Origin of the sequence: Helicobacter turcicus (assembly GCF_019711685.1) — a bacterium.
Lineage (GTDB): Bacteria > Campylobacterota > Campylobacteria > Campylobacterales > Helicobacteraceae > Helicobacter_D > Helicobacter_D turcicus.
In genome coordinates, this window is sequence record NZ_JAIGYQ010000002.1 from 12,817 (window position 1) to 36,218 (window position 23,402).

24 protein-coding genes and 2 tRNA genes are annotated in these 23,402 nt (G+C 35.3%); 25 read left to right on the forward strand and 1 reads right to left on the reverse strand.

The annotated features are described in order from the left end of the window. Window positions 1–45: 45 nt before the first annotated feature. The 17 genes from mnmG to K4G57_RS01730 all read left to right on the forward strand — a co-directional run bounded on the left by mnmG (window position 46) and on the right by K4G57_RS01730 (window position 17,028). Entirely contained in the window at window positions 46–1,935 is a 1,890-nt protein-coding gene (mnmG, locus tag K4G57_RS01650; RefSeq protein ID WP_221531631.1) for a tRNA uridine-5-carboxymethylaminomethyl(34) synthesis enzyme MnmG, read from the forward strand. Window positions 1,936–1,991: 56 nt separating this feature from the next. Then, complete coding sequence (locus K4G57_RS01655; protein WP_221531630.1) at window positions 1,992–3,263, forward strand: S41 family peptidase; 1,272 nt, start codon at window positions 1,992–1,994, stop codon at window positions 3,261–3,263. 9 nt (window positions 3,264–3,272) lie between these two features. Further along, window positions 3,273–3,989 (forward strand): phosphoribosylaminoimidazolesuccinocarboxamide synthase, encoded by a 717-nt coding sequence (gene purC, locus K4G57_RS01660; protein WP_221531629.1) that lies wholly within the window; start codon window positions 3,273–3,275, stop codon window positions 3,987–3,989. A gap of 9 nt (window positions 3,990–3,998) precedes the next feature. Next, entirely contained in the window at window positions 3,999–4,235 is a 237-nt protein-coding gene (gene purS / locus K4G57_RS01665) for a phosphoribosylformylglycinamidine synthase subunit PurS (protein ID WP_221531628.1), read from the forward strand. A 2-nt stretch (window positions 4,236–4,237) separates the two neighbouring features. Continuing rightward, window positions 4,238–4,894: a phosphoribosylformylglycinamidine synthase subunit PurQ gene (gene purQ, locus K4G57_RS01670; protein ID WP_221531627.1), complete on the forward strand. Its 657-nt coding sequence runs from the start codon at window positions 4,238–4,240 to the stop codon at window positions 4,892–4,894. Then, window positions 4,891–6,258 carry an SH3 domain-containing protein gene (locus tag K4G57_RS01675; RefSeq protein ID WP_221531626.1) on the forward strand — a complete coding sequence of 456 codons (1,368 nt, stop codon included), beginning with the start codon at window positions 4,891–4,893 and terminating at the stop codon, window positions 6,256–6,258. Before purQ ends, K4G57_RS01675 begins: the two co-directional genes overlap by 4 nt. Further along, entirely contained in the window at window positions 6,242–6,943 is a 702-nt protein-coding gene (locus K4G57_RS01680) for a lysophospholipid acyltransferase family protein (RefSeq protein WP_221531625.1), read from the forward strand. The genes K4G57_RS01675 and K4G57_RS01680 overlap by 17 nt, the downstream gene beginning before the upstream one ends. Continuing rightward, window positions 6,928–8,400, forward strand: coding sequence for a hypothetical protein (locus tag K4G57_RS01685; protein WP_221531624.1), 1,473 nt, complete (start codon window positions 6,928–6,930; stop codon window positions 8,398–8,400). Before K4G57_RS01680 ends, K4G57_RS01685 begins: the two co-directional genes overlap by 16 nt. A 73-nt stretch (window positions 8,401–8,473) precedes the next feature. Further along, entirely contained in the window at window positions 8,474–10,078 is a 1,605-nt protein-coding gene (locus tag K4G57_RS01690) for a DEAD/DEAH box helicase (protein WP_221531623.1), read from the forward strand. Next, entirely contained in the window at window positions 10,078–11,220 is a 1,143-nt protein-coding gene (locus K4G57_RS01695; protein WP_221531622.1) for a succinyldiaminopimelate transaminase, read from the forward strand. Before K4G57_RS01690 ends, K4G57_RS01695 begins: the two co-directional genes overlap by 1 nt. Then, entirely contained in the window at window positions 11,211–12,548 is a 1,338-nt protein-coding gene (gene murC, locus K4G57_RS01700; RefSeq protein ID WP_221531621.1) for a UDP-N-acetylmuramate--L-alanine ligase, read from the forward strand. Before K4G57_RS01695 ends, murC begins: the two co-directional genes overlap by 10 nt. Continuing rightward, window positions 12,549–12,917, forward strand: coding sequence for a hypothetical protein (locus K4G57_RS01705; RefSeq protein WP_221531620.1), 369 nt, complete (start codon window positions 12,549–12,551; stop codon window positions 12,915–12,917). 3 nt (window positions 12,918–12,920) lie between these two features. Then, window positions 12,921–15,146: an endonuclease MutS2 gene (locus tag K4G57_RS01710; RefSeq protein ID WP_221531619.1), complete on the forward strand. Its 2,226-nt coding sequence runs from the start codon at window positions 12,921–12,923 to the stop codon at window positions 15,144–15,146. A gap of 247 nt (window positions 15,147–15,393) precedes the next feature. Next, a complete protein-coding gene (locus tag K4G57_RS01715) occupies window positions 15,394–15,573 on the forward strand; it encodes a hypothetical protein (RefSeq protein ID WP_221561790.1) in 180 nt (59 codons plus the stop codon). Beyond that, the gene (locus K4G57_RS01720; RefSeq protein ID WP_221561791.1) at window positions 15,539–16,783 is read left to right on the forward strand and encodes a radical SAM/SPASM domain-containing protein; all 1,245 of its coding nucleotides are present in this window, start codon (window positions 15,539–15,541) and stop codon (window positions 16,781–16,783) included. The genes K4G57_RS01715 and K4G57_RS01720 overlap by 35 nt, the downstream gene beginning before the upstream one ends. Before the next feature lie 69 nt (window positions 16,784–16,852). Then, window positions 16,853–16,930 (forward strand) — tRNA-Pro (locus K4G57_RS01725). Window positions 16,931–16,951: 21 nt separating this feature from the next. Next, window positions 16,952–17,028 (forward strand) — tRNA-His (locus K4G57_RS01730). Between the two features lie 93 nt (window positions 17,029–17,121). Here the strand turns inward: K4G57_RS01730 and K4G57_RS01735 are convergent. Continuing rightward, window positions 17,122–17,721, reverse strand: coding sequence for a DedA family protein (locus K4G57_RS01735; RefSeq protein WP_221531616.1), 600 nt, complete (start codon window positions 17,719–17,721; stop codon window positions 17,122–17,124). An 85-nt stretch (window positions 17,722–17,806) separates the two neighbouring features. Here K4G57_RS01735 and K4G57_RS01740 point away from each other — a divergent pair, with 85 nt between their 5' ends. The 8 genes from K4G57_RS01740 (at window position 17,807) to K4G57_RS01775 (ending at window position 23,401) form a co-directional block, all read left to right on the forward strand. Next, window positions 17,807–18,583, forward strand: a complete 777-nt coding sequence (locus K4G57_RS01740) for an OmpA/MotB family protein (protein ID WP_221531615.1) — start codon at window positions 17,807–17,809, stop codon at window positions 18,581–18,583. Between the two features lie 36 nt (window positions 18,584–18,619). Beyond that, window positions 18,620–19,270, forward strand: a complete 651-nt coding sequence (locus K4G57_RS01745; RefSeq protein WP_221531662.1) for a carbonic anhydrase — start codon at window positions 18,620–18,622, stop codon at window positions 19,268–19,270. A gap of 2 nt (window positions 19,271–19,272) precedes the next feature. After that, window positions 19,273–20,082, forward strand: a complete 810-nt coding sequence (kdsA, locus tag K4G57_RS01750; RefSeq protein ID WP_221531614.1) for a 3-deoxy-8-phosphooctulonate synthase — start codon at window positions 19,273–19,275, stop codon at window positions 20,080–20,082. A 2-nt stretch (window positions 20,083–20,084) separates the two neighbouring features. Continuing rightward, window positions 20,085–20,555: a 6,7-dimethyl-8-ribityllumazine synthase gene (gene ribH / locus K4G57_RS01755; protein WP_221531613.1), complete on the forward strand. Its 471-nt coding sequence runs from the start codon at window positions 20,085–20,087 to the stop codon at window positions 20,553–20,555. Further along, window positions 20,556–21,257, forward strand: a complete 702-nt coding sequence (gene nusB / locus K4G57_RS09285) for a transcription antitermination factor NusB (protein WP_221531612.1) — start codon at window positions 20,556–20,558, stop codon at window positions 21,255–21,257. Then, entirely contained in the window at window positions 21,254–21,940 is a 687-nt protein-coding gene (pyrF, locus tag K4G57_RS01765; protein WP_221531611.1) for an orotidine-5'-phosphate decarboxylase, read from the forward strand. Before nusB ends, pyrF begins: the two co-directional genes overlap by 4 nt. A 372-nt stretch (window positions 21,941–22,312) precedes the next feature. Beyond that, window positions 22,313–22,960, forward strand: a complete 648-nt coding sequence (locus tag K4G57_RS01770) for a ferritin family protein (RefSeq protein ID WP_221531610.1) — start codon at window positions 22,313–22,315, stop codon at window positions 22,958–22,960. 225 nt (window positions 22,961–23,185) lie between these two features. Further along, window positions 23,186–23,401, forward strand: a complete 216-nt coding sequence (locus K4G57_RS01775) for a flagellar basal body rod C-terminal domain-containing protein (RefSeq protein ID WP_221531609.1) — start codon at window positions 23,186–23,188, stop codon at window positions 23,399–23,401. Window position 23,402 lies beyond the last annotated feature (1 nt).

The following is a 23,402-nucleotide window of genomic DNA, read 5'->3' on the forward strand; positions in this document are numbered from 1 at the left end:
TTTTAGTATAATGTGCGCGAAATTTTAGAGTTTTTAAGGGCTAAAATGGAATATGATGTGATTGTCATTGGGGGCGGACACGCAGGAATTGAAGCCTCTGTAGTGGCTGCTAAAATGGGTTGTAAAACCTTGCTTTTGACAATGCTTGTTGAGCAAATTGGTGCAGCAAGTTGCAATCCTGCCGTTGGCGGACTTGGCAAGGGGCATTTGGTAAAAGAAATTGACGCACTAGGTGGCGTAATGGGCTATCTCGCTGATAAAAGCGGAATCCAATTTAGAGTGTTAAATGCTTCAAAAGGTCCTGCAGTGCGTGGAACACGCGCACAAATTGATATGGATCGTTACAAAATCATTGCACGCAATCTTTGCTACCACACAAAAAATCTAGAAATTTCCCAGCAAATTGTGGAATCTTTAGCGTTAGAAAATGATTTTGTGGTAGGAGTGAAAACAGCCATCGGCAAGGTATATCACGCTAAAAAAGTGGTGCTAACAACAGGGACATTCTTGCGTGGGAAAATCCACATTGGTGAAAATACTTCAAGCAATGGGCGCGTTGGAGAGCCACCAGCAATGGAACTTGGTGAGAATCTCCGTGCTTTGGGCTTTGATGTAGGGCGATTAAAGACTGGGACTTGCGCACGCATTAAGGCAAGTAGTATTAATTTTGAGATTTTAGAGAAGCATTATGGGGACTTACCAGCACCCTTTTTTAGCAAGAAAACACAAAAAGAGCTTGGAGACAATCCCTTTAATCCAGTGCAACTCCCTTGTTATGTAACTTATACAAATGCTAAAACACATGCAATTATTCGCGAGAATTTTCATCGTGCGCCAATGTTTACCGGGCAGATTGAAGGCATTGGTCCAAGATATTGTCCAAGTATTGAAGATAAGGTTAATCGCTTTGGTGATAAAGAGCGTCATCAGCTGTTTTTAGAACCTCAAACTCTAGAAGCAAACGAGTATTACATTAATGGATTAACAAGTTCCTTGCCTTTTGATGTGCAAGAAGCAATGATTCGTAGCATTGAAGGCTTAGAAAATGCCGAGATTGTGCGTTATGGTTATGCGATTGAGTATGATTATATTAACCCAACAGAATTAAAACACACATTAGAAACCAAGAAAATTAAAAATCTTTATTGTGCAGGACAGATTAATGGCACAACAGGTTATGAGGAAGCAGGTGCGCAAGGGATTTTTGCTGGAATTAATGCAGCACTTAGTGCGCAAGGCAAGGAACAAATAACACTAAAACGTAATGAAGCTTATATTGGTGTAATGGTTGATGATTTGGTAACAAAAGGCACAAAAGAACCTTATAGAATGTTTAGTTCAAGAGCAGAATACAGATTACTTTTGCGTGAGGGAAATGCAATTTTTAGATTAGGTGAGCTTGCGTATCGCTTAGGATTAATGGAGGAAGAAGAGTATCAAGAACTTCAAAAAGACAAAATAGCGATTAATGAGGGTTTGGATTGGCTTAAAAACACGGTGGTAACACCGAGTGCTGAAGTGCTAGAATTTCTAAATTCCATTTGCGAAGAGAAAATCAGTGATAAGACACATTGGGGAACAATTGTTGGACGTCGTAGTTTTGATTTGCACAAGCTTTTAAAAATTCAAGAAATTCAACCTTGCCCATTTACAGGCTATTCAGAGCGTGCATTAGGGGAGATTTTAGTGGAGGCAAAATATTTTAACTATATCCAAAAACAGCAGAGCATGATTGAGAATATGGATAAAATGCTAAGTATTACAATTCCAGAAGGTTTTGTATTTGATAGGATTCCTGGTCTTAGCTTGGAAGTGATTGAAAAGCTTAAGAAATTTAATCCTAAAAGTTTGTTTGAGGCAAGTGAGATTAGCGGTGTAACACCTGCTAGTTTAGAGGTTTTGCAATTGTATATCCATTTGCATTATAAAAAATAATTTTTATTTTATCAACATTGCGTTAAAATCCTAAGATTTTAAAACATTAGGTTGTAATGATGAATAGACTAGGCTTAAATAAAGTATTTTGGCTTGTTAGTGTAGCTTTGATTGGTTTGCAAAGTTTTGTTCTTGCACAGGAAGAATCTCGCCTTGATGCATATAATAAATTACGTAAGGTTATTGGCACAGTAGAGAAATATTATGTAGATGAGCTAACGCTCAATGAGATTGTAGATAAAGCAATTGATGGAATGCTCTCAAATCTTGATGCGCACTCGGCGTATTTAGATGAGAAGAAGTTTGAGGATTTAAAAATCCAAACTGATGGGCAATTTGGCGGTGTTGGAATCACGATTTCTTTAAAAGATAATGCACTTACTATTATTGCGCCAATTGAAGGCACACCGGGTGATAAAGCAGGGCTGAAGAGTGGGGATATTATCCTAAAGATTAATGATGAAAGCACACTTAGTATGAGCATTGATGATGCTGTTAATAGAATGCGTGGTGAGCCAAAAACGAAAGTTAGTTTAACAATTGTGCGTAAAAATGAGCCAAAACCGCTGGTTTTTGACATTGTACGTGATAATATTAAAGTAGAATCTGTGTATTCTAAGGGAATTATGGATACAAATTATGTGTATTTGCGTGTAACTTCTTTTGATAAAAATATAACACAACGCGTTAATGAAGAACTAAAAAAATACAAAAAAATTGATGGAATTGTATTAGATTTACGCAATAATCCTGGAGGACTTTTAAATCAAGCAGTGGGTTTGAGTGATTTATTTATTAAAGAGGGTATTATTGTATCTCAAAAAGGAAGAATCAAAGATGAAAATATCGTGTATCGTGCAACAAACAATACTCCTTATGCTACGATTCCGCTTGTGGTGTTAATTAATAATGGAAGTGCAAGTGCTAGTGAGATTGTCGCAGGGGCAATTCAGGATAATAAGCGCGGTGTGCTAGTCGGTGAGGGGACATTTGGAAAAGGAAGTGTGCAAGTGATATTGCCAACAGAGAAAAAAGAAGCATTGCGTTTAACCATTGCCCGCTACTATTTGCCAAGTGGGCGCACAATCCAAGCAGTAGGTGTAACACCAGATATTGAAGTTGCACCCGGTGCAGTTCCAGATGAAAATAGTGGCTTTAGCATTAAAGAAGCAGATTTGCAAAAGCATTTAGAGGGCGAGTTAGCTAAAGTGGATAAAAAAGAAAAAAAACAAAGCGATTCAAAAAACATAATCACACAAAAGCAAGTCCTAGAGGATATTCAGCTAAAAAGTGCGATTGATGTTTTAAAAGTCTTTAAAGTTTTATAAGGAATAAAAATGCAGGTAACACAAAAAGAAATGTTCTATGAGGGAAAGGGAAAGAAGCTTTATAAGACAGAGAATGAAAATCTTGTGATTTCTGAATTTAAAGATGACCTAACCGCATTTAACGCGGAGAAGAAAGGGAGTGAACAGGGTAAAGGAATTTTAAATTGCAAAATCTCCACAGAAATTTTTAAACTCTTGGAAAAAAATGCAATCCAAACACATTATGTAGAGACTTTAGCGGACAATTTAATGCTTTGTAAGCTTGTAAAGATTATTCCTATTGAAGTGGTTGTACGTAATGTTGCAACAGGATCTTTAAGTAAGCGTTTGGGGCTTAAAGAGGGAGAGCTATTGCCTTTTAGTCTTGTGGAGTTTTATTATAAAGATGATGCATTAGGGGACCCTTTGATTAATGATGAACACGCATTAATTCTAAATTGTGTAAAATCTGTGGAATCACTAGATATGTTACGCAAAATTGGACGTGAAGTCAATGCTGTATTGCGTGAATTCTTTGATAAAAGAAATCTTATTTTAGTGGATTTTAAACTTGAGTTTGGTGTGGATAAAGATGGAAATATCTTACTTGCTGATGAAATTACACCAGATTCTTGCAGGTTTTGGGATAAAGATACAAAAGAAAAGTTGGATAAAGATCGCTTTAGACAAGATTTGGGCAATGTCAAAATGGCATATGAAGAGATTTTAAAAAGAATCTTAAGCTAAAGGCAAGTAATGAAAATAGAAGTGATTGTTGGGTTAAAAGAAGGGGTTTTAGACCCACAAGGTAAGGCGATTCACCATGCATTAGAATCTCTAGGGTTTAAGGGTGTTGATGGTGTAAAAGTAGGTAAAGTTATTACATTAGAGATTAATAATGACGACAAAGAAGCGGTAAAAAAAGAAGTGGAATCTATGTGTGAAATGCTTCTTGCAAACACTGTGATTGAAAATTACCAAATAAAGATGTAGCAATGGTTGCAATCCTTCAGTTTTTAGGCACAAATTGCGAATATGATATGGAATATGCCTTTTCTCTGTTAGGCGTAAAAACAAAGATTGTATGGCATAAAGATACGGAACTTCCAAAGGAGACTCGTCTTGTTGTCATTCCTGGTGGATTTAGCTATGGAGATTATTTGCGTAGTGGAGCAATTGCTAGGTTTTCTCCGATTATGCAATCGGTTATTGCTTTTGCAAATGCTGGCGGATATGTGCTTGGAATCTGTAATGGATTTCAAATTTTACTTGAGAGCGGATTGCTCCCGGGTGCGATGAAACGTAATACAAATTTACATTTTATTTCTAAAAATTGCTATTTAAAAGTTATAAATAATTCAAATATTTTTTTGGAAAAATTTCAAAATGGAGACACAATTAAGATTCCAATTGCACATGCAGATGGAAACTATTATATTGATGAAGTGGGATTAAAATCCCTTGAGGATAATGGACAGATTTTGCTTGAGTATGTAAAAAATCCAAATGGTTCTGTGCGCAGTATTGCAGGAATTTGCAATGCAAAAAGAAATGTTTTTGGGTTGATGCCACATCCTGAGCGCGCAATAGAAAAAGTGCTAGGAGAAGATGTTGGGTTAAAAATGCTTGAGGGATTTTTGAAAATTTTATGAGAATTGTATTTGTATTCTTATGTGTTTTTGGGGTAGTATTTGCAGAGGAAACACGTATTTTTCCAGAAAGTCCTAGAAGTGTAGAAAATGTGCAAGACACACAGAATCAAAAAGAGCAAAATTTAGATTCCAAAGCTTTTGGGATTCCAAATACAATAGTAGAAAATACAGAATCCAAAACTAACTCCGCGTCACAAACCTTACTTCCTAATGTTGTTATTGAAGATGATGTGGAATCCAAAAACACATTAGAGATTCCAAAAACACAGGATTCCACAATAGATGATTCTCTAATACCTAGCAATCCGACTTTGAATGCAATTTCAAGCAATACAGCTTCAAAGAGCTTTTTGGTGAAAAATATCTATTTAGAAGCACTCACGCCTTTAATGGATATTTTGTATGTAGAACAAGTGGTAGCTTTGGAGTTTAAAATGTTAGTTTTTACGCAGTATTCTACCATTGATACAGAATTTATTTTTGAGGATTCTGCTTTGAAAAACAGCGTAGAAGTGTTGAATCCTAAGCAAGATTGGGTGTTAAATGCTGAGGATTCCAGTCTTAGAAACACTTTTTATCTTAAAATCAAGCAATCACAATTTGCAATTCCTAACGTTAAGGTAAGTGTGCATACAATTGATGGGCTAGTAAGTGAGAGTCTTGCTGGAAGTGTTGGGCGTGCCATAAAGCTAGAGCGCAAGGGAGCATATTCTCAAGTTTTAGCACAAGATTTACAGATTTTAGAGACTAAAATTACAAGCTATGATTCCACACAGAATCTTGCAGTTTTTCAGCTTCAAAGCACAATGGGAAATCTTTTTGATTTTAAGCTTGAAAACTATGAGCAACAGGGGATTGAGAGTAAAAGTGGGGATTATAAACAGGCTGTGGCGTTTTATTATGTGATTGTACCAAAAACACTAAATACAATAAGTTTTGATTATTTTAATACCCAAACTTCCAAATACCAAACTCTACAAGTTCCAAATATAGCTAGTGAAGATCGTGTTAGCACACAGAGTGATATTAAACCAAAGAATAACTATCAGTTTTTTCAAATTTCCTTAATGATTTTCTTTGCGCTCGTATTTTTTGGGCTTTATGTATATAAACGCAAAATAATCTTTATCTTGCTTGCTGTTTTTGCACTAATGTTTTTGTTGTATTTTTTAACGCTAAAAAGTGAAGTAACAATAAAGGCTAATGTCGCTTTAAGAATCCAACCTACTTTTAATTCCACAATATTTCTAGTTACACAAGGAGCGACACAAGCAGAGATTTTAGGCACACGCAATAATTATTATAAAGTGATTTTAGAAGATGAACGCATTGGGTGGATAAAAAAAGATGATATCCAAAATTAGGGCATATAGTGCATTGCTTTATATTTTGTTTGTAATACCTTTTGGTATTGTGCTAATGTATGCGTTTAACGTCTTTCATCGCAAAATCCGTAAAAGCATTGCTGCTGTGTTTTTTTGCTTGTTTAGGGTTAGAGTCAGTGCGGAGGGTAAGCTTGATCCAACCGCGCAGATTTTGATAATGAACCACCAAAGTTTTATGGATGTAATGTATTTTGAAGCAGTGCATCCTAATAATTTATGTTGGATCGCAAAAAAAGAGTTGGGCAAGGTGTTTCTCTATGGACACGCACTCAAAGCACCTAAAATGATTTTAATTAATCGTGAAAGTAAAAGAGAGCTAGTGTTTTTATTAAAAGAAGCAAAAGATAGGTTAGAGAGTGGGCGAATACTTTGTATCTTTCCAGAAGGCACACGTTCAAAAGGGACAGAAAAACTGCTTCCTTTTAAAAGTGGTGCGAAGTTTTTAGTAGAGCATTTTAAACTAAAGGTGCAACCTGTGGTGTTTTGTGGCACACGCAAGAGTTTTAACTTTGAAAAGCTAGAATTTGAAAACTCACCATTTAGTGTGCAGTATCTAGAATCTTTTATTCCAGAGAATCCAAATTGGTTTGAAGAGTTGCAAACGCATATGCAAGAGGTTTATACATCAATGTATCAAAGGCAGAATCAATGCATGGAAGAATAGTGCGCTATCTCAATAGTAATGGCAAGGGTGCGGTGATTAACGCATCAAAAATGCTTTTTGATTTTAATAAAGAAACTTGGCATGATAAAAAAGTAATGCCAATGGTTGGAATGTATGTAGAGTTCCGCTGTAATGAAATGCATCAAATTACAGATTGTAAGGTCTCAAAGTTTCAAGAGTTTGGTGGCAATACGATGATTAGTGAGGCGGATTTTTGGCGACATGATACGGATGAAGAGCTACTCACGCTTCAAAGCAATGCTCGTGATGCAATTGTGCAAAAGATTTATAAAAGCACAGATTATGCTAAAATTACAGAAATTCCACTGACTATTAAGCTTGTTGAAGCTGTTAAAAACTATTTCCATCAAGAGTTTTTAGCAATTTCTTTTCTTAACGATTTGCCTGTATCTGAAGATGAAATTTTGTTTGATTATACGCATTTAAAACGTTTTGGAGTAAAGGCATTAGATAATTTACTTTTTAATGATAAAACCATAGTAAAGGACGATTTTATTGAAGAATTAAGCGTTGTGATGCGCTTAGAATCTGCTTTTTTGGATTTTTCACGTTATAATAATGCGAATTTAAAACAAATCTTTCAAGACTCTTTTTTATCAAAGCAGTGCCATTACCAAGCCTTGGTTGTAGCAGTTAGTAACGCAAAAGATAGTCAAAGCTTAGCACAAAAGCGCACTAATGCACTAAGAAGCGATATTTTGTTATTTGAGAGGAGAATTCAATCTGGCTTGGATTTAGATAAAAACACACAAAAATTAGATAAAGCAAAAAAAGAATTAGAGGAAATGCTAAAAACAGAGAAATATTATAGTGAGCTTTTTACGCGTTTGACGGATATGAAAGAGAAATTTGAAACGCATTATTTGAATTCTTTTTCTGAACTTTATCAAAAAATTTATATGCGAATTTATAAAAAAGTCAAAAGTGGATTAGATATTTGTATTACAATTTTAGATAATAAAATTTATCATAAAGTTATGAAGTCTGTTGCGTTTTCTAAAGGTTTTTTTAAAATTCCTGAAAACGATCGTGTCCCAAATATTATCTATTTTGTAGAGCAGTATATGGAACATTTAAACAAAGATCACTTGAATGAAAAAGATGCTTTAATGTATCGTTATGTTGATAAATTATGTAAAAAACATAGAAAACATTTTTTAATTATTACTACGAATGAGAAACGTGCAACAGAGATAAAGATAAAAATCTTAAGTCAAAATAAATTTAATGTTGTTAAAACTGCTTATAAAAATACAATTTATTTTGCAATGGTTAATGAAATCTGTTTTGATCGCATTTATATTGATCCGGAAAACCTATGGAAAAGCCCAAATGAGCTAATAAGAGAAACAAAGGCATTAAAAATAAATGAAAATACGAAATTTGCGCTTTTGTCAAACTCTGTTAAAGAGAATCGTTTTGGCTTTGTAGAGTAAATTTAATTAGTTTTAGTGTTATAATCACGGCTTAACTTTAGAATACATCTAAAAAGAAAACAAAAAGGAAATTATGAAAAAGCAAATAGACGCGAGTGCATGGGATATTAGGGAAAGTTTTGAGAGTTTTGGTTTTAAAAAGAGTGTGCTAAGAGGGATTAGGGAGGCGGGTTTTACCGAACCTAGCCCAATTCAAAAGGAAGCAATTCCAATTATTTTAGACGGACTTGATGTTATTGCACAAGCCCAGACAGGAACGGGAAAAACCGCTGCTTTCGGACTCCCATTAATTAATAATCTTAAAAATGATGGCAGTATTGAAGTGCTAATTGTTACGCCAACGCGTGAGCTTGCAATGCAAGTGAGTGATGAGATTTTTAAGCTTGGCAAATACAATAGAGTTAAAACCATTTCTCTCTTTGGCGGACAACCTATAAAACGACAAATTGAACTCTTAGAAAAAAAACCACAAGTTATCATTGCAACCCCCGGACGCCTACTAGATCATTTGCGTAATGAACGTTTAAAAAACTTCTGTCCAAGTGTTGTAGTTCTTGATGAATCTGACGAAATGCTAGATATGGGCTTTTTAGATGATATTGAAGAGATTTTTACTTATTTATCTGATGATAGACAGACGTTGTTGTTTTCTGCGACAATGCCAACACCAATTAAACATTTAGCCCAAAAGATTTTAAACAATCCAAAGTTGATTAAAGTAACTCCTGATGATACGACTAATCAAGACATTGCCCAACGTTATTATATTATTAATGAGCAAGAACGTGAAGATGCAATTGTGCGACTGATTGATAGTGAAATGCCACAAAAGGCAATTATTTTTACACGTATGAAAAAAGAAGCGGATATTCTTTCTGAACGTTTGCTTTTACGCGGTTTTAAAGCTGGTGCACTCCATGGAGATATGGAGCAAAGAGAACGTGTGAAATCTATGAAAGCCTTTAAGGATTCTACCATTGACATTTTAGTAGCCACAGACATTGCCGCAAGAGGGCTTGATATTAGTGGTGTTAGCCATGTGTTTAACTTTCATATTCCTTTAAATCCAGAATCTTATGTGCATAGAATAGGTAGAACTGGGCGTGCGGGTAAAAAGGGTATAGCAATCACACTAGCAACTCCCCTAGAGTTTAAGGAATTGCGTCGTATTAAAGAAAACACAAAGGCAAGCATTGAACTCTATGAGATTCCAAATATACAAGACACAATGGACAAAAAGGACTCTAGCATTTTAGAAAAAATCTTAAAGCACACAATTAGTGATGATGCATTGCGTGTGTATGAACAGATTCGCGGCAATGCGGATATGACACAGCTTGTTTGTAAGTTACTCTCAATGGTGCTTCAAGAATCTAAGGTGTTAGGACCAAATAAAATTGGTTTAAATAAAAAAGATTTAAATGCGTTCCAATTTCAGCTTGATAGCAATAGGAATAAAGAAAAAAAGGATAGCAAACAAGGCTCAAGAGAAAGGGATAAAAGTGCGAATAAAAATCACTCTAGGAGCAGGGGTAAAAATGAACGTGATTATAGGGGTAGCAAACAAGATTTTAAGAATAAAAAATCCACTAAAGAGATTAAAAAACAACAAAATGGTAAATCTACTAAAGAATCAAAAAAAGATTTCAATAAAAAATCCACAAAAGGAAAAAGATAATGGACTTTCAACCCTATCCTTTTGAAAAACTTCAAGCACTTATTAAAGATATTCCTATAAAAGCAGGACGCATTACGCTTACTATTGGTGAGCCACAATTCCCCACTCCTAGAAGTATTTGCAATGCTTTAAAAGAAAGTGTAGATTTGCTCAATAAATACCCAAAAACCACTGGCGAAGACTATCTTAAGCAGGCAATGCTAGGCTTTGTAAAACGTCGTTTTAATGTAGATTTAGACACTACAATGTTAATCCCAACTTTTGGCACACGTGAAGTGCTCTTTAATTTTCCGCAGTTTTATTTGTTTGACAAAAAATCCCCAGTAATCGCCCACCCAAACCCGTTTTATCAAATTTATGAGGGTGCTAGCATTGCCTCAAGAGCAAAAACAATTTATATGAATTTAACACAAGAAAACAACTTTATGCCAAGCCTAACAAAAGAGCAGATGCAAAAGTGTGATTTAGTGATTTTAAACTCGCCAAATAATCCAACAGGCGCGACAATGTCCCTTGAAGCACTAAAGCAGTGGGTCAAAAATGCATTAGAATTTGACTTTTTGCTTTTAAATGATGAGTGTTATAGTGAGATTTATAGCAGTGAAAAGCCCACTTCTATTCTAGAAGCTAGTGTTGCAGTGGGAAATACACATTTTAGAAATATCTTAAGTTTAAATTCCATTTCTAAACGTTCTAGTGCGCCCGGACTTAGAAGTGGCTTTATTGCCGGAGATTCTGAAGTTTTAAAAGCATATATGCAATACCGCACCTATATAGGTTGTGCTTCTCCCTTGCCATTGCAAAAGGCTGCAAGTGTTGCATGGAGTGACGAAGCGCATACAGAATCTTCGCGCATTGAGTATGCAAAGAATTTAAAGCTTGCTAAAGAGATTCTTTGTAAAAAGATTTCAAACTTGCCGATCCCAAAAGAGACTTTTTATGTATGGCTTCCTGTTAAAGATGACTTAGCCTTTACGCGTAATCTTTTAGAGCAGGAAAATATTTTAGTTTTACCCGGAAGCTTCCTATCACGAACGGATGTGCAAGGTGAGAATCCTGGAAGTAATTTTGTGCGCCTAGCTCTAGTCTATGAGGAAGCGGTGATTAAAGATGCGCTTTTAAGGATCTCTAAGTGGATATAAGTATTAAAAGAATCCACTTTATTGGTATTGGAGGGATTGGAATCTCGGCTCTTGCGAAGTTTTTACGCGCACAAGGTGTGGAGATTAGCGGTTCTGATGTGGTAGAGGGGAGCGTAACAAAAGAGTTAAAAGCAATGGGGATAAAAGTTAGCATTCCTCATACCAAAGAAGCTATTTGTGGGCAGGATTTAGTGATTCACTCTGCAATTATCAAAGAAGATAATATTGAAGTCCAAGAAGCTCATTTGCAAAATATACCCGTTCTCTCACGGAAGGAATCTCTAAAGATGATTTTGGGAAACAAAGAAGTTTTTGCTGTTGCAGGGGCGCATGGAAAAAGCACAACAACAGCAATATTAAGTGCGATTTTAAAAGATGCAAGTGCGCTAATTGGCGCAGAGAGTAAAGAATTTAAGTCTAATGCACGTGCATTAAGTGGCAATCGCGTAGTATTTGAAGCTGATGAATCTGATAAAAGCTTTTTAGAATGCAATCCCACTTGTGCAATTGTAACTAACGCAGAACCAGAGCATATGGAGACTTACGAGCATGATTTAGCGCAGTTTTATCAAGCCTATGAAAGCTTTTTACATCTTGCAAAAATTTGTATTATTAATGCTGAAGATTCCTTTTTGGGTGCATTAGAAGGCTTAGATAATGTTTGTCGCTTCTATCCTAGTAAGGATTTGCATAATGTGCATTATGTTATAGAAAATGGTATGCCAAAGACGCAATTTACACTTGTAAATAATAGTAAAGATTATGGCACTTTTAGTGTGTATGGCTTAGGTGAGCATATTGCCATTGACGCAGCACTTGCTATTTTAGCTGCTTCTCAAATTCTTCCTTTAAATGAGATTAGAGAAAATATCCAAAATTATTGCGGAATCAAAAAGCGCTTTGATATTTTAACAGAGGGAGAATGCGTAATTATTGATGATTATGCACATCATCCTACAGAAATTACCACTACGTTAAAAGCACTTAAAAAATATCAAGAGCTAATGGGTGCAAAGCAATTAGTAGCTATTTGGCAACCGCATAAATATTCACGTATTAAGGATAATTTAGAAGGTTTTATTTCTTGTTTTGAGGGTGTGGATTCTTTGGTAATTTTACCTGTGTATGCTGTGGGGGAAGATGCTATTGCCATGGATTTCACCAAGCTTTTTGCGCGGTATAATCCCATTTTTGCTGATGATGTGAAGCGCAAGGGTAATTCCCTATGCCTATTTAAAGATAGTAAGCAAATTGCGTGTTTAGACGAGGGAATTTTAGTGGGTTTTAATGCAGGAAATCTCACCTATGCGCTAAGAGGTGGAATCTAAATGTTACGTTTTATTCTTATTGTAGCACTTGTCGTTATTCTGTTTGTTGTGCTTATTCAACTTTTAGCAAAGTATAATGTCATTAGTTACAAAATGCGCATTAGTATTGGAATTGCATTGCTAGTTTTTTCTATTGGTATTGGAATTTTTACACATAATCAAGATAAAAATGAAGCACATCTTATACAGCTTACCCAAACTTTCTTGCAAGGTAAAGCATTACAATGTCAAGTTGGTACAAAAACCTTAGAAGTGAGCAACAAAACTTTTAATTTTATTAGCGGAACACTCACGTTAATGGGCAAGGAAGAGAGTGAATATAAGCACATGACAATTCCATTAAAAGCTTGCAACACAAAAGAATCTTAAAAGATGCAAAAGAGCCTTAAAGCACTTGATTTACAGGATTATTGTAAAAGTTTTGAAAGCTTTTTAGCGCGCCCAAAAGAGCTATTTTTGCAAGGCGATGCTAAAGTGCATTTGCGTTATATAAATGCTCTTGAAACATTAATTTTTACACCTCCAAAAGAAGTAAAAAATCTCCAGCATCAGCTTGCATTGCTTAAAAAATTTGGTTTTTTAAAGTTAGATGAAATCTTTGAGTTTGTCAAAATTATCCGCTATTTTCTTTACTTAAAAAGTCTAAAATGCGAGGGAATCTTAGGAGAGTGGTTTTCTAGTATCCAAATCCCAGAGCAGATTCTACCTATTGTAAAATCTTTCTTAGAAGATGGGAGATTAAAAAGTGGCATTTATTTAGAATTGGATTCCATAAATGCTGACCTTGAACGCCTAAAGCATGAGATTTCTCAGCAACTATTCCATACACTAAACCAAAATAAACTCTCTGCTTATTTAGTAGATAAGCAAATCCACTTAATTAACGATGAGGAATGCTTGCTTTTAAAAGCAGGATTCCACCATATTCTAAAAGGGCAGATTTTAGATCGCTCTGCTTCAGGTTTCTTTTATGTGTTCCCTCAAAATATCGCAAATTTAAAAGACAAATATGGCGCATTAAAAAATCAAAGAGAATCCTATCTTTTCGAAATTTGTCGTGAAATTTCAAGCATTTTTACTAAGCATTTATTATTTTTAAAATTTATCAACAAAGAGTTTGACCGCTTTGATTCCTATCAAGCACGTCTAAATTTTGCTAAGGCTAAAAACTTAGAATTCTTAGCTCCAAAATTAAATACTACAGAGATTATCCTAGATTCCTTCAGTCACCCAGCCTTGAAAAACCCAAAACCCATTACCTTGCATTTTAAAGGGCAAATTTTAATGATAACTGGTGTGAATGCTGGAGGAAAAACAATGCTCCTAAAATCTATTTTAAGCGTAGTTTTTCTCTCAAAATACCTAATTCCGCTTCCAATCAATGCTGCAAAATCTAGTGTTGGTAATTTCAAGCACCTAGATTTCATTTTTGAAGACCCTCAAAATAGTAAAAACGATATTTCTACTTTTGGGGGTAGAATGCTAGAATTTAGTCAGATTCTAAAGCAAAGAGATGGAATCATTGGTGTTGATGAAATTGAGCTAGGCACAGATAGCGATGAAGCCGCAAGTTTGTTTAAAGTTCTGTTAGAATCTCTGATGCAAAAAAATAATAAAATCATCATTACCACGCACCATAAGCGTTTAGCTGCCCTAATGGCTAGTAATTCAAAAGTTCAACTCCTAGCGGCTCTTTTTGACAAAGAACGTCAAATGCCAACTTTTAGTTTTTTAGATGGGACAATTGGCAAGAGTTATGCCTTTGAAACTGCATTGCGCTATGGAATCTCAAAAGAGCTAATCCATAGTGCAAAAACTCTTTATGGTGAAGATAAAGAGAAGTTAAATGCACTCATTGAAAACGCCTCACGTCTTGAAATGCAACTTAAACAAGAAATTACAAGCGCACAGAAAAAAAGTGAGATTTTAGAACAAAAAATACAGAATCTAAAAGACAAAGAAATAACTCTGCAAGAACGTTTTAACAAACTGCAAAACTCCCTAGAATCTGCTTATTTGGATGCTATTAATGCTGCTAAAATGGCGATAAAAGAAAAAAACACAAGCGACATTCATAGAGCAATGCATTATGCAAACACACTTCTAAATAAGGCAAAAGTAATACAACAGGATTCCGCTTCTAGTGATTTCACACCTAAGGATTTCACAGCTTTCATTCAAGGAACACGTGTAAAATACCGCAATATGTGTGGTGTGATTTTAAGCTCAAATAAACAAGGTGCATTAGTGGAATTAGAATCAGGAATGAAAATTAAAGCACATTTTAGTGAATTAAAATTAAGCAGGAATGTTCCAAGCGCACCTGTAACAAAGATTGATATTAAAGCTCCACAAAGTCTCTCTCCGGTATTAGATTTGCATGGAATGCGTGCAGAGGAAGCTTTAGAAGCCCTTGATACATTTATTTCAAATAGCCTAATTGCTGGTTTTGATGAAGTGCTAATTTACCATGGAATTGGAACAGGACGTCTCTCAAGTGTAGTGAGAGATTTTCTAAAAACACATCCAAAAGTCTTAGAATTTCAAGATGCTCCACCAAAAGCTGGTGGTTTTGGTGCAAAAATTGTGAAGATTTAATCTTTTTATTATGATTTATGCTCACTCTTAAGCTCTAGTCTTTTAGAATTTATCATTTGATTTTTTCAAGTTTTCTTGCATATTGTCTGGGGAGTAATTTTTTAGAAATAACCCTTATACTTATACATTAATTCTATTTCTTAAAATAGGTAATTTGTATGTTGGGAATGAAATATGCTAGAATTTGCTTTAATAAAAAAGATTTTTTTAAGTGGTAAAAGCGTTAAATATATTTATAAGGACAATAATGCAGACAATGAGTTTTGTTAAATTTAAAACCCCTATTAAGGTGGGAGATTATCTTGTGCTAAGGGAGATTTTACAAGAAGATATAGAAATCACTTTTGTTGATGATTTTTATGGTGTAGAGTTTTTTAATCTCTTGCGTAAATGTGCGGGGGGGGGGGGGCATTCTTGTAGCTTTTAATATAGATTTAGTAGATTATGATTTTAAATCTATCCAAAAAGTTATTCTAGCAGAGCAAAATAGCTATTTTGCTTTTTGTAACCCCTATGAGAAAGTTAAGACTTCTGTATTTTTTAAGTTAGTGTGTTTAGATAATTTTCCTCGTTATGCAGTAGAATATGCGTATAAAAATCGTATCATTGATAGACAGGCACGCAATCAAATGCATTCTAAATGGAATCTTGCTTATAAAACGCAATTTTATGAAGATAGGAGATTGTATAATCTTTCTTCGCAATGGAATGTGGTTAAAGATTCTTTTTTTGAGTATCCAAAAACGATTTGGATAGCGTTGTTAAATATTTGCAATACAAATTGTTTATTTTGTCATTGGTTTGGTTTTAGTTTGAGTAAAACTTTACGCAATGATTATTTTAAGACGGATAAAAAAATTGCTGATGCACAAGTTGAAAAAATTTTACAATACGCGGGTAAAGCAAAGGCAAAGTGTATTTTTTCGGGTCCGGGAGAACCACTTTTAGATGATAGGCTAGAGAGTTTTGTTAAACGTTCTAAAGAGTATGGAGTGGAATCAGTAGAGATTGCCACAAATGGGGTTTTGCTAACACCACAGAAGTTTTTACGGCTAGTAGAAGCAGGGGCGAATTCTTGGGAGATTAGCGTGTGCTTTACAAAAGAGACCTATGCGCAGTGTGAAGAAAATTTTTTTGAAAGTTTTAAAAAACGTTTAATAGAAATCACTAAACTTATTGAAAGCTTAAAAATTCCTTTGTTTGTGCGTTTTGCTATTATTTATGAAGAGCATAGAATGCCAGAAATGTTAGAGTTTTGGAATCGTATTACAAAGCTTTCTAATCGTATTAGTGTAAGTGTTGATTGTTATGCAGAAAGTGGGCAATTTGTAGATTCAAATCATACTGAAGAGATTAGAATAAGGCAAGAGAGGCATATTTGTAGTGCCCCTTTTGCGAATCTTTATGTGTTTCCAAGTGGAGATGTTGGGCATTGTGCGCATCAAAGGCATTATTTAGGTAGGGAAGATACCAAGAAGTTTTGCATAGGGAACGTATATCAGCAGGATTTAGAAGAGATATGGAATGGAGTAGCGCATAAGAGCTTTTGTCAATCGCATAGAAAAAAGGATTTCACTTCGCAATTAACTGTATTATGCGATTCTTGTAATGCTTGGTGGAATGAACTTGAAGGATAGAATTTAGGAGTGCCTAGCCTTGACAAAGCAGTGTTAAAGAGGTATAATTGCGATTCTTTTTTGCAAAGTCGGGGCGTGGCGCAGTCTGGTTAGCGCACTTGGTTTGGGACCAAGGGGTCGAAGGTTCGAATCCTTTCGCCCCGACCATTTCCTTATTTATCTTCTATGGTGGGCGTAGCTCAGTCGGTTAGAGCATCAGATTGTGGTCCTGAGGGTCGTGGGTTCGATTCCCATCGCCCACCCCATATTTAATTTTAGAATCCATAATACGTTAAATAACTTTATATCTCATACACAGAGATATTTTGATTCTTTAAAACTGATAAATCTCTTAAGGCTTATTTCTGTTTTTTGCGCCATAGGTAAATGTATATGTAGATTCCAACACTCACAAGAAGAATCAGGGCAATGGTAATAAGATGTAAATATTCTTTTAAAATTGCCTCATTTTGCCCTAGAAAATAGCCAAGAGCTGTTAGAATAATAACCCAAATTCCAGCTCCTAAACTTGTATAAAAGCAAAAAAGCGGTAAAGACATTTTGCCAAGTCCTGCTGGAAGTGAGATATATTGTCTAACTACTGGAATTAAACGTCCGCTAAATGTGGAGATATGTCCGTGTTTGTCAAAGAAGTTTTCCATTTTGACCATTGTTTTTTCATTAAAAAAGAAATATTTTCCCCATTTTATGAGCAATTCACGCCCAAAATATAGAGCTAGATAGTAATTTAGTAATGCGCCACCAAGTGAGCCTAATATTCCACAAAGAATTGCGATAAAGAAATTTATCTCTCCTTGATGAGCTAAAAATCCTGCTGGAATCATCACGACTTCACTAGGGAAAGGAATAAAACTGCTTTCTAAAAACATCATAAAAAAGATTCCAAAATATCCAAAAGCACTTACGGATTCCACGATAAAATCAATAATTGTGTGCAAAATTTCCTCACAAAAATTTAAAAATTAAACAGCATTATAACTAAATATAGGTTATAATCCCAAAATTTTGGAGAAAGGAGAGATAGTGGCAAAGGATAAGAAATGTCCAGCTTGTGATTGCCCACAAGGTGTTCCGTTATGGCTTGGGACCTACGGCGATATGGTTACGCTGATTTTAACATTTTTTATTCTATTGCTTTCAATGGCAACTTTTGATACGCAAAGAATCGCACAAGCAGTAGGGTCGTTAGAAGGTTCTCTTGCTGTGCTTGAAAAAGGTTCTCAAAGCCAAATCAATCCTCCAGCCCCCATTAAGGCAACACCCATTGAAACAGAAGTGGAAATGGATAATGTTGTGAATATTTTTGGAAGTTTAATTACGGATTACAATGAAGTTAATCGTATTTCAAATGGTCCTAGTGTAGAGCTTGAAGAAGCGGAAAGAGGCGTGATTATTAGGATTCCAGAAGAGTTACTTTTTGCCACAGGGAGTGCGCAGCTCACTAATCCTAGTGGAATTGCATTTTTAAAGCGCTTAAGTTTAGAACTTTTAAGAATGCCAAAAGAAGTGCTTATTAAGGCAATAGGGCATACAGATAATGTGCCAATGCGTAAAAATGCAGTGTTTGAGGATAATTTAGAGCTTTCTGTTGCGCGTGGGGTGAATGTGGCGGATTTACTTCTTAAACAAGGCTTACAGAAAGAACGCATTTTAGGAGGCGGGGAAGGTGAATTTTCACCTATTGCTAACAATGATATTCCAGCATTGCGTGCGAAAAATCGTCGTGTGGATTTGTATGTGTATAGTATTGGTGAGGATTTATCTAGTGTGATTGGTGATATTGCTAAGATTAAGCCTTGAAGGTTGGTAATGAAGCAAAATATGAAATCCGAAAGCATGCAAGATTTCACAAATGCACAAAACACAATAGATTTACTTTTTGAAGGTGCTATTAGATTTAAAGAGGAGAATTTTCTAGCCTATAAAGAACTTTTTGAGAATCTAAAAGAAGGACAAAACCCTCATACGCTTTTTGTAGGTTGTGCGGACTCTAGGGTTGTGCCAAATCTCATTACAAATACATTGCCCGGAGAATTATTTGTGGTGCGTAATATTGCAAATATCGTGCCTCCTTATCGTGAAGTAGAGGAATATTTAGCTACGACTTCTGCGATTGAATACGCACTTGAGGAACTAAAGGTAGAGAATATTATCATTTGTGGACATTCGCATTGTGGAGGTTGTGCAGCATTGTATGAAGATGGGCATTTTGAGAGTATGCCCAATGTCAAAAATTGGTTAAAGCTAATTGCATCAGTAAAAGAGCAGGTTTTAGCTCTAAAGCCAAAAAATAATGCAATGCGGGCGTATTTGACAGAGCAGATTAATATTGAAAAACAAATTGTGAATCTTTTTACTTACCCAAAAGTTAAGGAAAAATACCTTGCACGTACTCTTAAAATTTATGGTTGGCATTACATTATTGAGAGCGGAGAAGTGTATAATTATGACTTTAAAATGCATGAGTTTAATTTATTGAAAGGTTAGAAATGGTTATTATTGCAGGACCTTGTGTTATAGAAGAACAAGAGATTTTAGAAGAAATTGCGGAGTCTTTAGAGCCTTTAGCGAAAAATCCTAAGATTGATTTTTATTTTAAAGCAAGTTTTGATAAGGCAAATCGCACAAGTTTAGAATCCTACCGCGGACCGGGCTTAGAAAAAGGGTTAGCATCTTTAGCGGAGGTCAAAAAGAAATTTGGTTATAAGCTTCTTACCGACATTCACGAAAGTTATCAGGCTAAGCCTGTGGCAGAAGTCGTGGATATCATACAAATTCCAGCATTTTTATGTCGGCAGACGGATTTGATTGTTGCAGCGGCTAAAACAAAAGCAACCCTAAATATCAAAAAAGGGCAATTTATGAGTCCCCAAGATATGCAGTATTCTGTATTAAAAGCCCTAAAAACTCGGAATCCAAATGCGCAAAATGTAGATTTTAAAAGCGCACAGGAGTATAAAATCTGTCTTACAGAGCGAGGGAATAGCTTTGGTTATGGAAATTTAGTTGTGGATATGCGCTCATTAGCAATTATGCGTTCTTTTGCTCCTGTGATTTTTGATGCAACACATGCGGTGCAAATGCCCGGTGGTTTAAAGGGAAAAAGTGGAGGTGATAGCTCTTTTGCTCCCCTTTTAGCGCGTGCAGCAGCCGCTGTAGGGATTGATGGATTATTTGCCGAAGTACATACAAATCCTAAAAATGCTCTAAGTGATGGTCCAAATATGCTCACACCGCAAATGCTTTTAAAACTTAGCGAAGAGATTTTAGCAATTAGCAATATTATAAATAAAGGATAGCAATGCAAGTAATTGAAGGAAGTTTGTCCCTAATTGGTGATGAGAAAATTGCAATTATTTCAAGCCGTTTTAATCATTTGATTACTGATAGATTAGTAGAAGGTGCTAGGGATTGTTTTTTACGACATGGCGGAAGAGATGAGAATCTTTCACATATTCTAGTTCCAGGTGCATTTGAAATTCCTTTTGTGTTAGAAAAAGTGTTAGCGCAAGGTGATTTTGACGGGGTTTGTTGCTTAGGGGCTATCATTCGTGGTTCTACACCACATTTTGACTATGTAAGTGCTGAAGCTACAAAAGGCATTGCAAATGTAACGGTACGCTATGGAGCAGCAGTAACTTTTGGTGTGCTAACAACAGATAGTATTGAACAAGCTATTGAACGTGCTGGAACAAAGGCTGGAAATAAGGGCTTTGAATCAATGGTTGGGCTTATTGAGCTGATTAACCTTTATAGAAAGCTTGGTGTGTAAATGGCAACGCGTACGCAAGCTAGGGAAGTCGTTGCACAGCTTCTATATGCTTATGGAAGCGGAAATGACAAAATTGCAAACTTTATGGAAGAAATTCTAAATGAACAAAAGATTAAAAATGCCCAAAGTGTATTTGCAAAAACGTTGTTTAATGGTGTTTTGGAATATTTAGAAGAAATTGATTTACGCATTAAACATCAGATTGAAAACTGGGATTTTGAACGCATTGGTGATATGGAACGTGCAATTTTGCGCTTAGGTGTGTATGAAATTATTTTTAGCCAAATAGATAAAGCAATTGTTATCAATGAAGCCTTAGAGATTACAAAAAATTTCAGCAATGAGGCTTCTACAAAATTTATTAATGGAATCTTAGATGGGATTGCAAAAAATGCAACAATAAGCGTGGAATCTCTAAAAGAAGCATTAGAGGAAGCGCAAAGACAAAAACAAGTGCAAATTGCAGAGAGTGCTAAAAGTGTGCAATATACAAAACAAGAGAAATCTAAAGTCCTAAAAGATAAAAAGAATTCCACAAAGCATGGTTTTCAAAATAGGAGTGCAAAGCCAAAAGGGTTTAAGGTTAAGAATTTTAAGAATAAAGAATCCAAAATTGTTAAAAATCCCAAAAAAAGTGATTCTCAACAATCAAGCTTTAAAATTTCTAAAAAAGATTCCCTATTGAAAAAGGCAGAGAAATGAAGCTTTGTGTTGCATTAGATTTACCAAGCAAGGAGGAGAATTTAGAGCTTCTAGAATCCCTAAAAGATGTAGAGGGAGTTTGGATAAAGGTGGGTTTAAGGAGCTTTATCCGAGATGGTTCAACTTTTTTAGAAGAGATTAAGGCAGTTAATCCGCTTTTTAAAGTCTTTTTGGATTTAAAACTTTATGATATTCCAAACACAATGGGAGATAGCGCAGAATCTATTGCTATGCTTAATGTAGATATGCTAACAATCCACGCAAGCAGTGGCAAGGAAGCAATGCTAGAAGTGATGGAGCGGTTAAAAACAATTCCAAATCCGCCACTTGTTATGGCAGTAACTGCACTAACAAGTTTTAATAAAGAAAGTTTTTTTGAAATCTACCATACAGGGCTTGAAACACAAGTGTTAGAGTTTGCTAAAATGGCAAAAGAATGTGGTGTGAATGGTGTGGTTTGTTCTTGTTCAGAATCTTTGATGATAAAGGAGCAATTAGGCGATGATTTTTTAACGCTAACGCCTGCAATCCGCCCTTTTGGTGAGAATAGTGGCGATCAAAAGCGTGTGGCAACCTTGCAAGATGCAAAGGAAGCAAAAAGTGATTTTATCGTGGTAGGACGCCCAATTTACGAAGCGGAAAATCCAAAAAGAGTTGCAGAAGCAATCTTGCAAAATTTATAAGCAAAATCTGCGGAGTTTTTGAAAGTTTTTGTGGCTTTATTGGGTGCTTACAAGTATGATTAGAGTGAGTTAATAATGAGAAAAGAGCATTCCAAAAGCAGATTATCATTGTAATAACTAGAGCAAATGAAAAAGTTAGGAAGTTTTATAAAGCCTTATATGTTTGTCTAAAAAATAGGTAAAGTTTGTTTGGGTTGCTTGGTGCAAGTAATAGAGTTAATTAGTCTTAGCTTAAAACCAAACCTTTTAGAGCTTGGATGCTTCCTTGAAACAATATGTTCTTTAAAATTCTAAAAATTTCTATTGATAATATTTATTATTTAATAATTCTATGTTATAATACAGAATTATTAAATTTTTAAGGAGTATTTAATGCGACAATACGAAACATACAAATGTCAAAAATGTGGCAATGAAGTGGAAGTTCAAAATGTTGGTGGTGGAACACTTACCTGTTGTGGTGAAGCAATGGCTTGTGTAACACAAGATTTAACTGCTGTTAATTTAATGAAAGCTTTTGCTGGGGAATCAATGGCGCGCAATAAGTATGATTTATTTGCCGATGTAGCAGAAGAGGAGGGCTGGCATGCAGTGGCTAGGCATTTTAGAGAAGCTGCAGAGAATGAGAAGTGGCATGCAAGGGCGGAGTTTAAAGCGTATCATAAAATTGTTGATGGAAAAGAGCTTGAAATTACGTCTAAAAACTTGCTAAGTGCAGCAGAGGGTGAGAATTACGAACATACAATAATGTATCCAAACTTTGCAAAAATTGCCGAAGAAGAGGGGAGAAAAGATATTGCGCGTTTATTTAATGCCATTGGTAAGGTTGAAGTTGAGCATGAGCGTGAATATTTAGAGCTTAAAACAATGTTAGATGCAGAAGGCTTCTTTGAAAGCAGTAATGAAGAAGTGTGGGTTTGTGAAGTGTGCGGACATATTCATCGTGGTAAGAAGGCTCCGGGTGCTTGTCCTTTATGCAAGGCTTCAAAAGAGTATTTTAAGCGTGAGTTTTTAGGATAGTTTTTAAAGTCTAGAGCAGTTGTGCTTTAGACAACCTTATATCTTCTGATAGACAACTTTTTGTAAACACGTTAAGAGTTGAAATTCAAAACTTCCATTTCTATAGGATTCTTAAAGTTTTACAATTCCTCATATTTGCTTTATGTTTTTGGAATTTTTTAGCAATTTTTAGTTATAGTTTAGTGCTTTTAAGCATAACAAAAATTTACTTTTAAAGGATTGGCTATGACTATTGGTACAAACTATGGCTATGACGCATTTTCTGTTGCTCAAGGTGGAATTAACTCAAATGTTCAGAAAGCTACACTAGAGAGTTCTAATGTCGATTTAACTACGCAAATGACAGAACAAATCGTAGGGCAAAACGGCGTAGAAGCAAACGTACAAAGTGTTAAAACCGCAGATTCTACTATGCAAACTTTGCTTGATATTAAAGCTTAAA

Coding starts and splice junctions, on each gene's coding strand:
- purQ (WP_221531627.1), top strand. CDS start 4,238: ATGGTTGCAATCCTTCAGTTTTTAGGCACAAATTGCGAATATGATATG.
- ribH (WP_221531613.1), top strand. CDS start 20,085: ATGCAAGTAATTGAAGGAAGTTTGTCCCTAATTGGTGATGAGAAAATT.
- K4G57_RS01705 (WP_221531620.1), top strand. CDS start 12,549: ATGTTACGTTTTATTCTTATTGTAGCACTTGTCGTTATTCTGTTTGTT.
- K4G57_RS01775 (WP_221531609.1), top strand. CDS start 23,186: ATGACTATTGGTACAAACTATGGCTATGACGCATTTTCTGTTGCTCAA.
- K4G57_RS01745 (WP_221531662.1), top strand. CDS start 18,620: ATGCAAGATTTCACAAATGCACAAAACACAATAGATTTACTTTTTGAA.
- K4G57_RS01685 (WP_221531624.1), top strand. CDS start 6,928: ATGCATGGAAGAATAGTGCGCTATCTCAATAGTAATGGCAAGGGTGCG.
- mnmG (WP_221531631.1), top strand. CDS start 46: ATGGAATATGATGTGATTGTCATTGGGGGCGGACACGCAGGAATTGAA.
- K4G57_RS01695 (WP_221531622.1), top strand. CDS start 10,078: ATGGACTTTCAACCCTATCCTTTTGAAAAACTTCAAGCACTTATTAAA.
- purS (WP_221531628.1), top strand. CDS start 3,999: ATGAAAATAGAAGTGATTGTTGGGTTAAAAGAAGGGGTTTTAGACCCA.
- K4G57_RS01690 (WP_221531623.1), top strand. CDS start 8,474: ATGAAAAAGCAAATAGACGCGAGTGCATGGGATATTAGGGAAAGTTTT.
- K4G57_RS01655 (WP_221531630.1), top strand. CDS start 1,992: ATGATGAATAGACTAGGCTTAAATAAAGTATTTTGGCTTGTTAGTGTA.
- K4G57_RS01715 (WP_221561790.1), top strand. CDS start 15,394: ATGCAGACAATGAGTTTTGTTAAATTTAAAACCCCTATTAAGGTGGGA.
- K4G57_RS01770 (WP_221531610.1), top strand. CDS start 22,313: ATGCGACAATACGAAACATACAAATGTCAAAAATGTGGCAATGAAGTG.
- nusB (WP_221531612.1), top strand. CDS start 20,556: ATGGCAACGCGTACGCAAGCTAGGGAAGTCGTTGCACAGCTTCTATAT.
- K4G57_RS01675 (WP_221531626.1), top strand. CDS start 4,891: ATGAGAATTGTATTTGTATTCTTATGTGTTTTTGGGGTAGTATTTGCA.
- K4G57_RS01710 (WP_221531619.1), top strand. CDS start 12,921: ATGCAAAAGAGCCTTAAAGCACTTGATTTACAGGATTATTGTAAAAGT.
- kdsA (WP_221531614.1), top strand. CDS start 19,273: ATGGTTATTATTGCAGGACCTTGTGTTATAGAAGAACAAGAGATTTTA.
- purC (WP_221531629.1), top strand. CDS start 3,273: ATGCAGGTAACACAAAAAGAAATGTTCTATGAGGGAAAGGGAAAGAAG.
- pyrF (WP_221531611.1), top strand. CDS start 21,254: ATGAAGCTTTGTGTTGCATTAGATTTACCAAGCAAGGAGGAGAATTTA.
- K4G57_RS01680 (WP_221531625.1), top strand. CDS start 6,242: ATGATATCCAAAATTAGGGCATATAGTGCATTGCTTTATATTTTGTTT.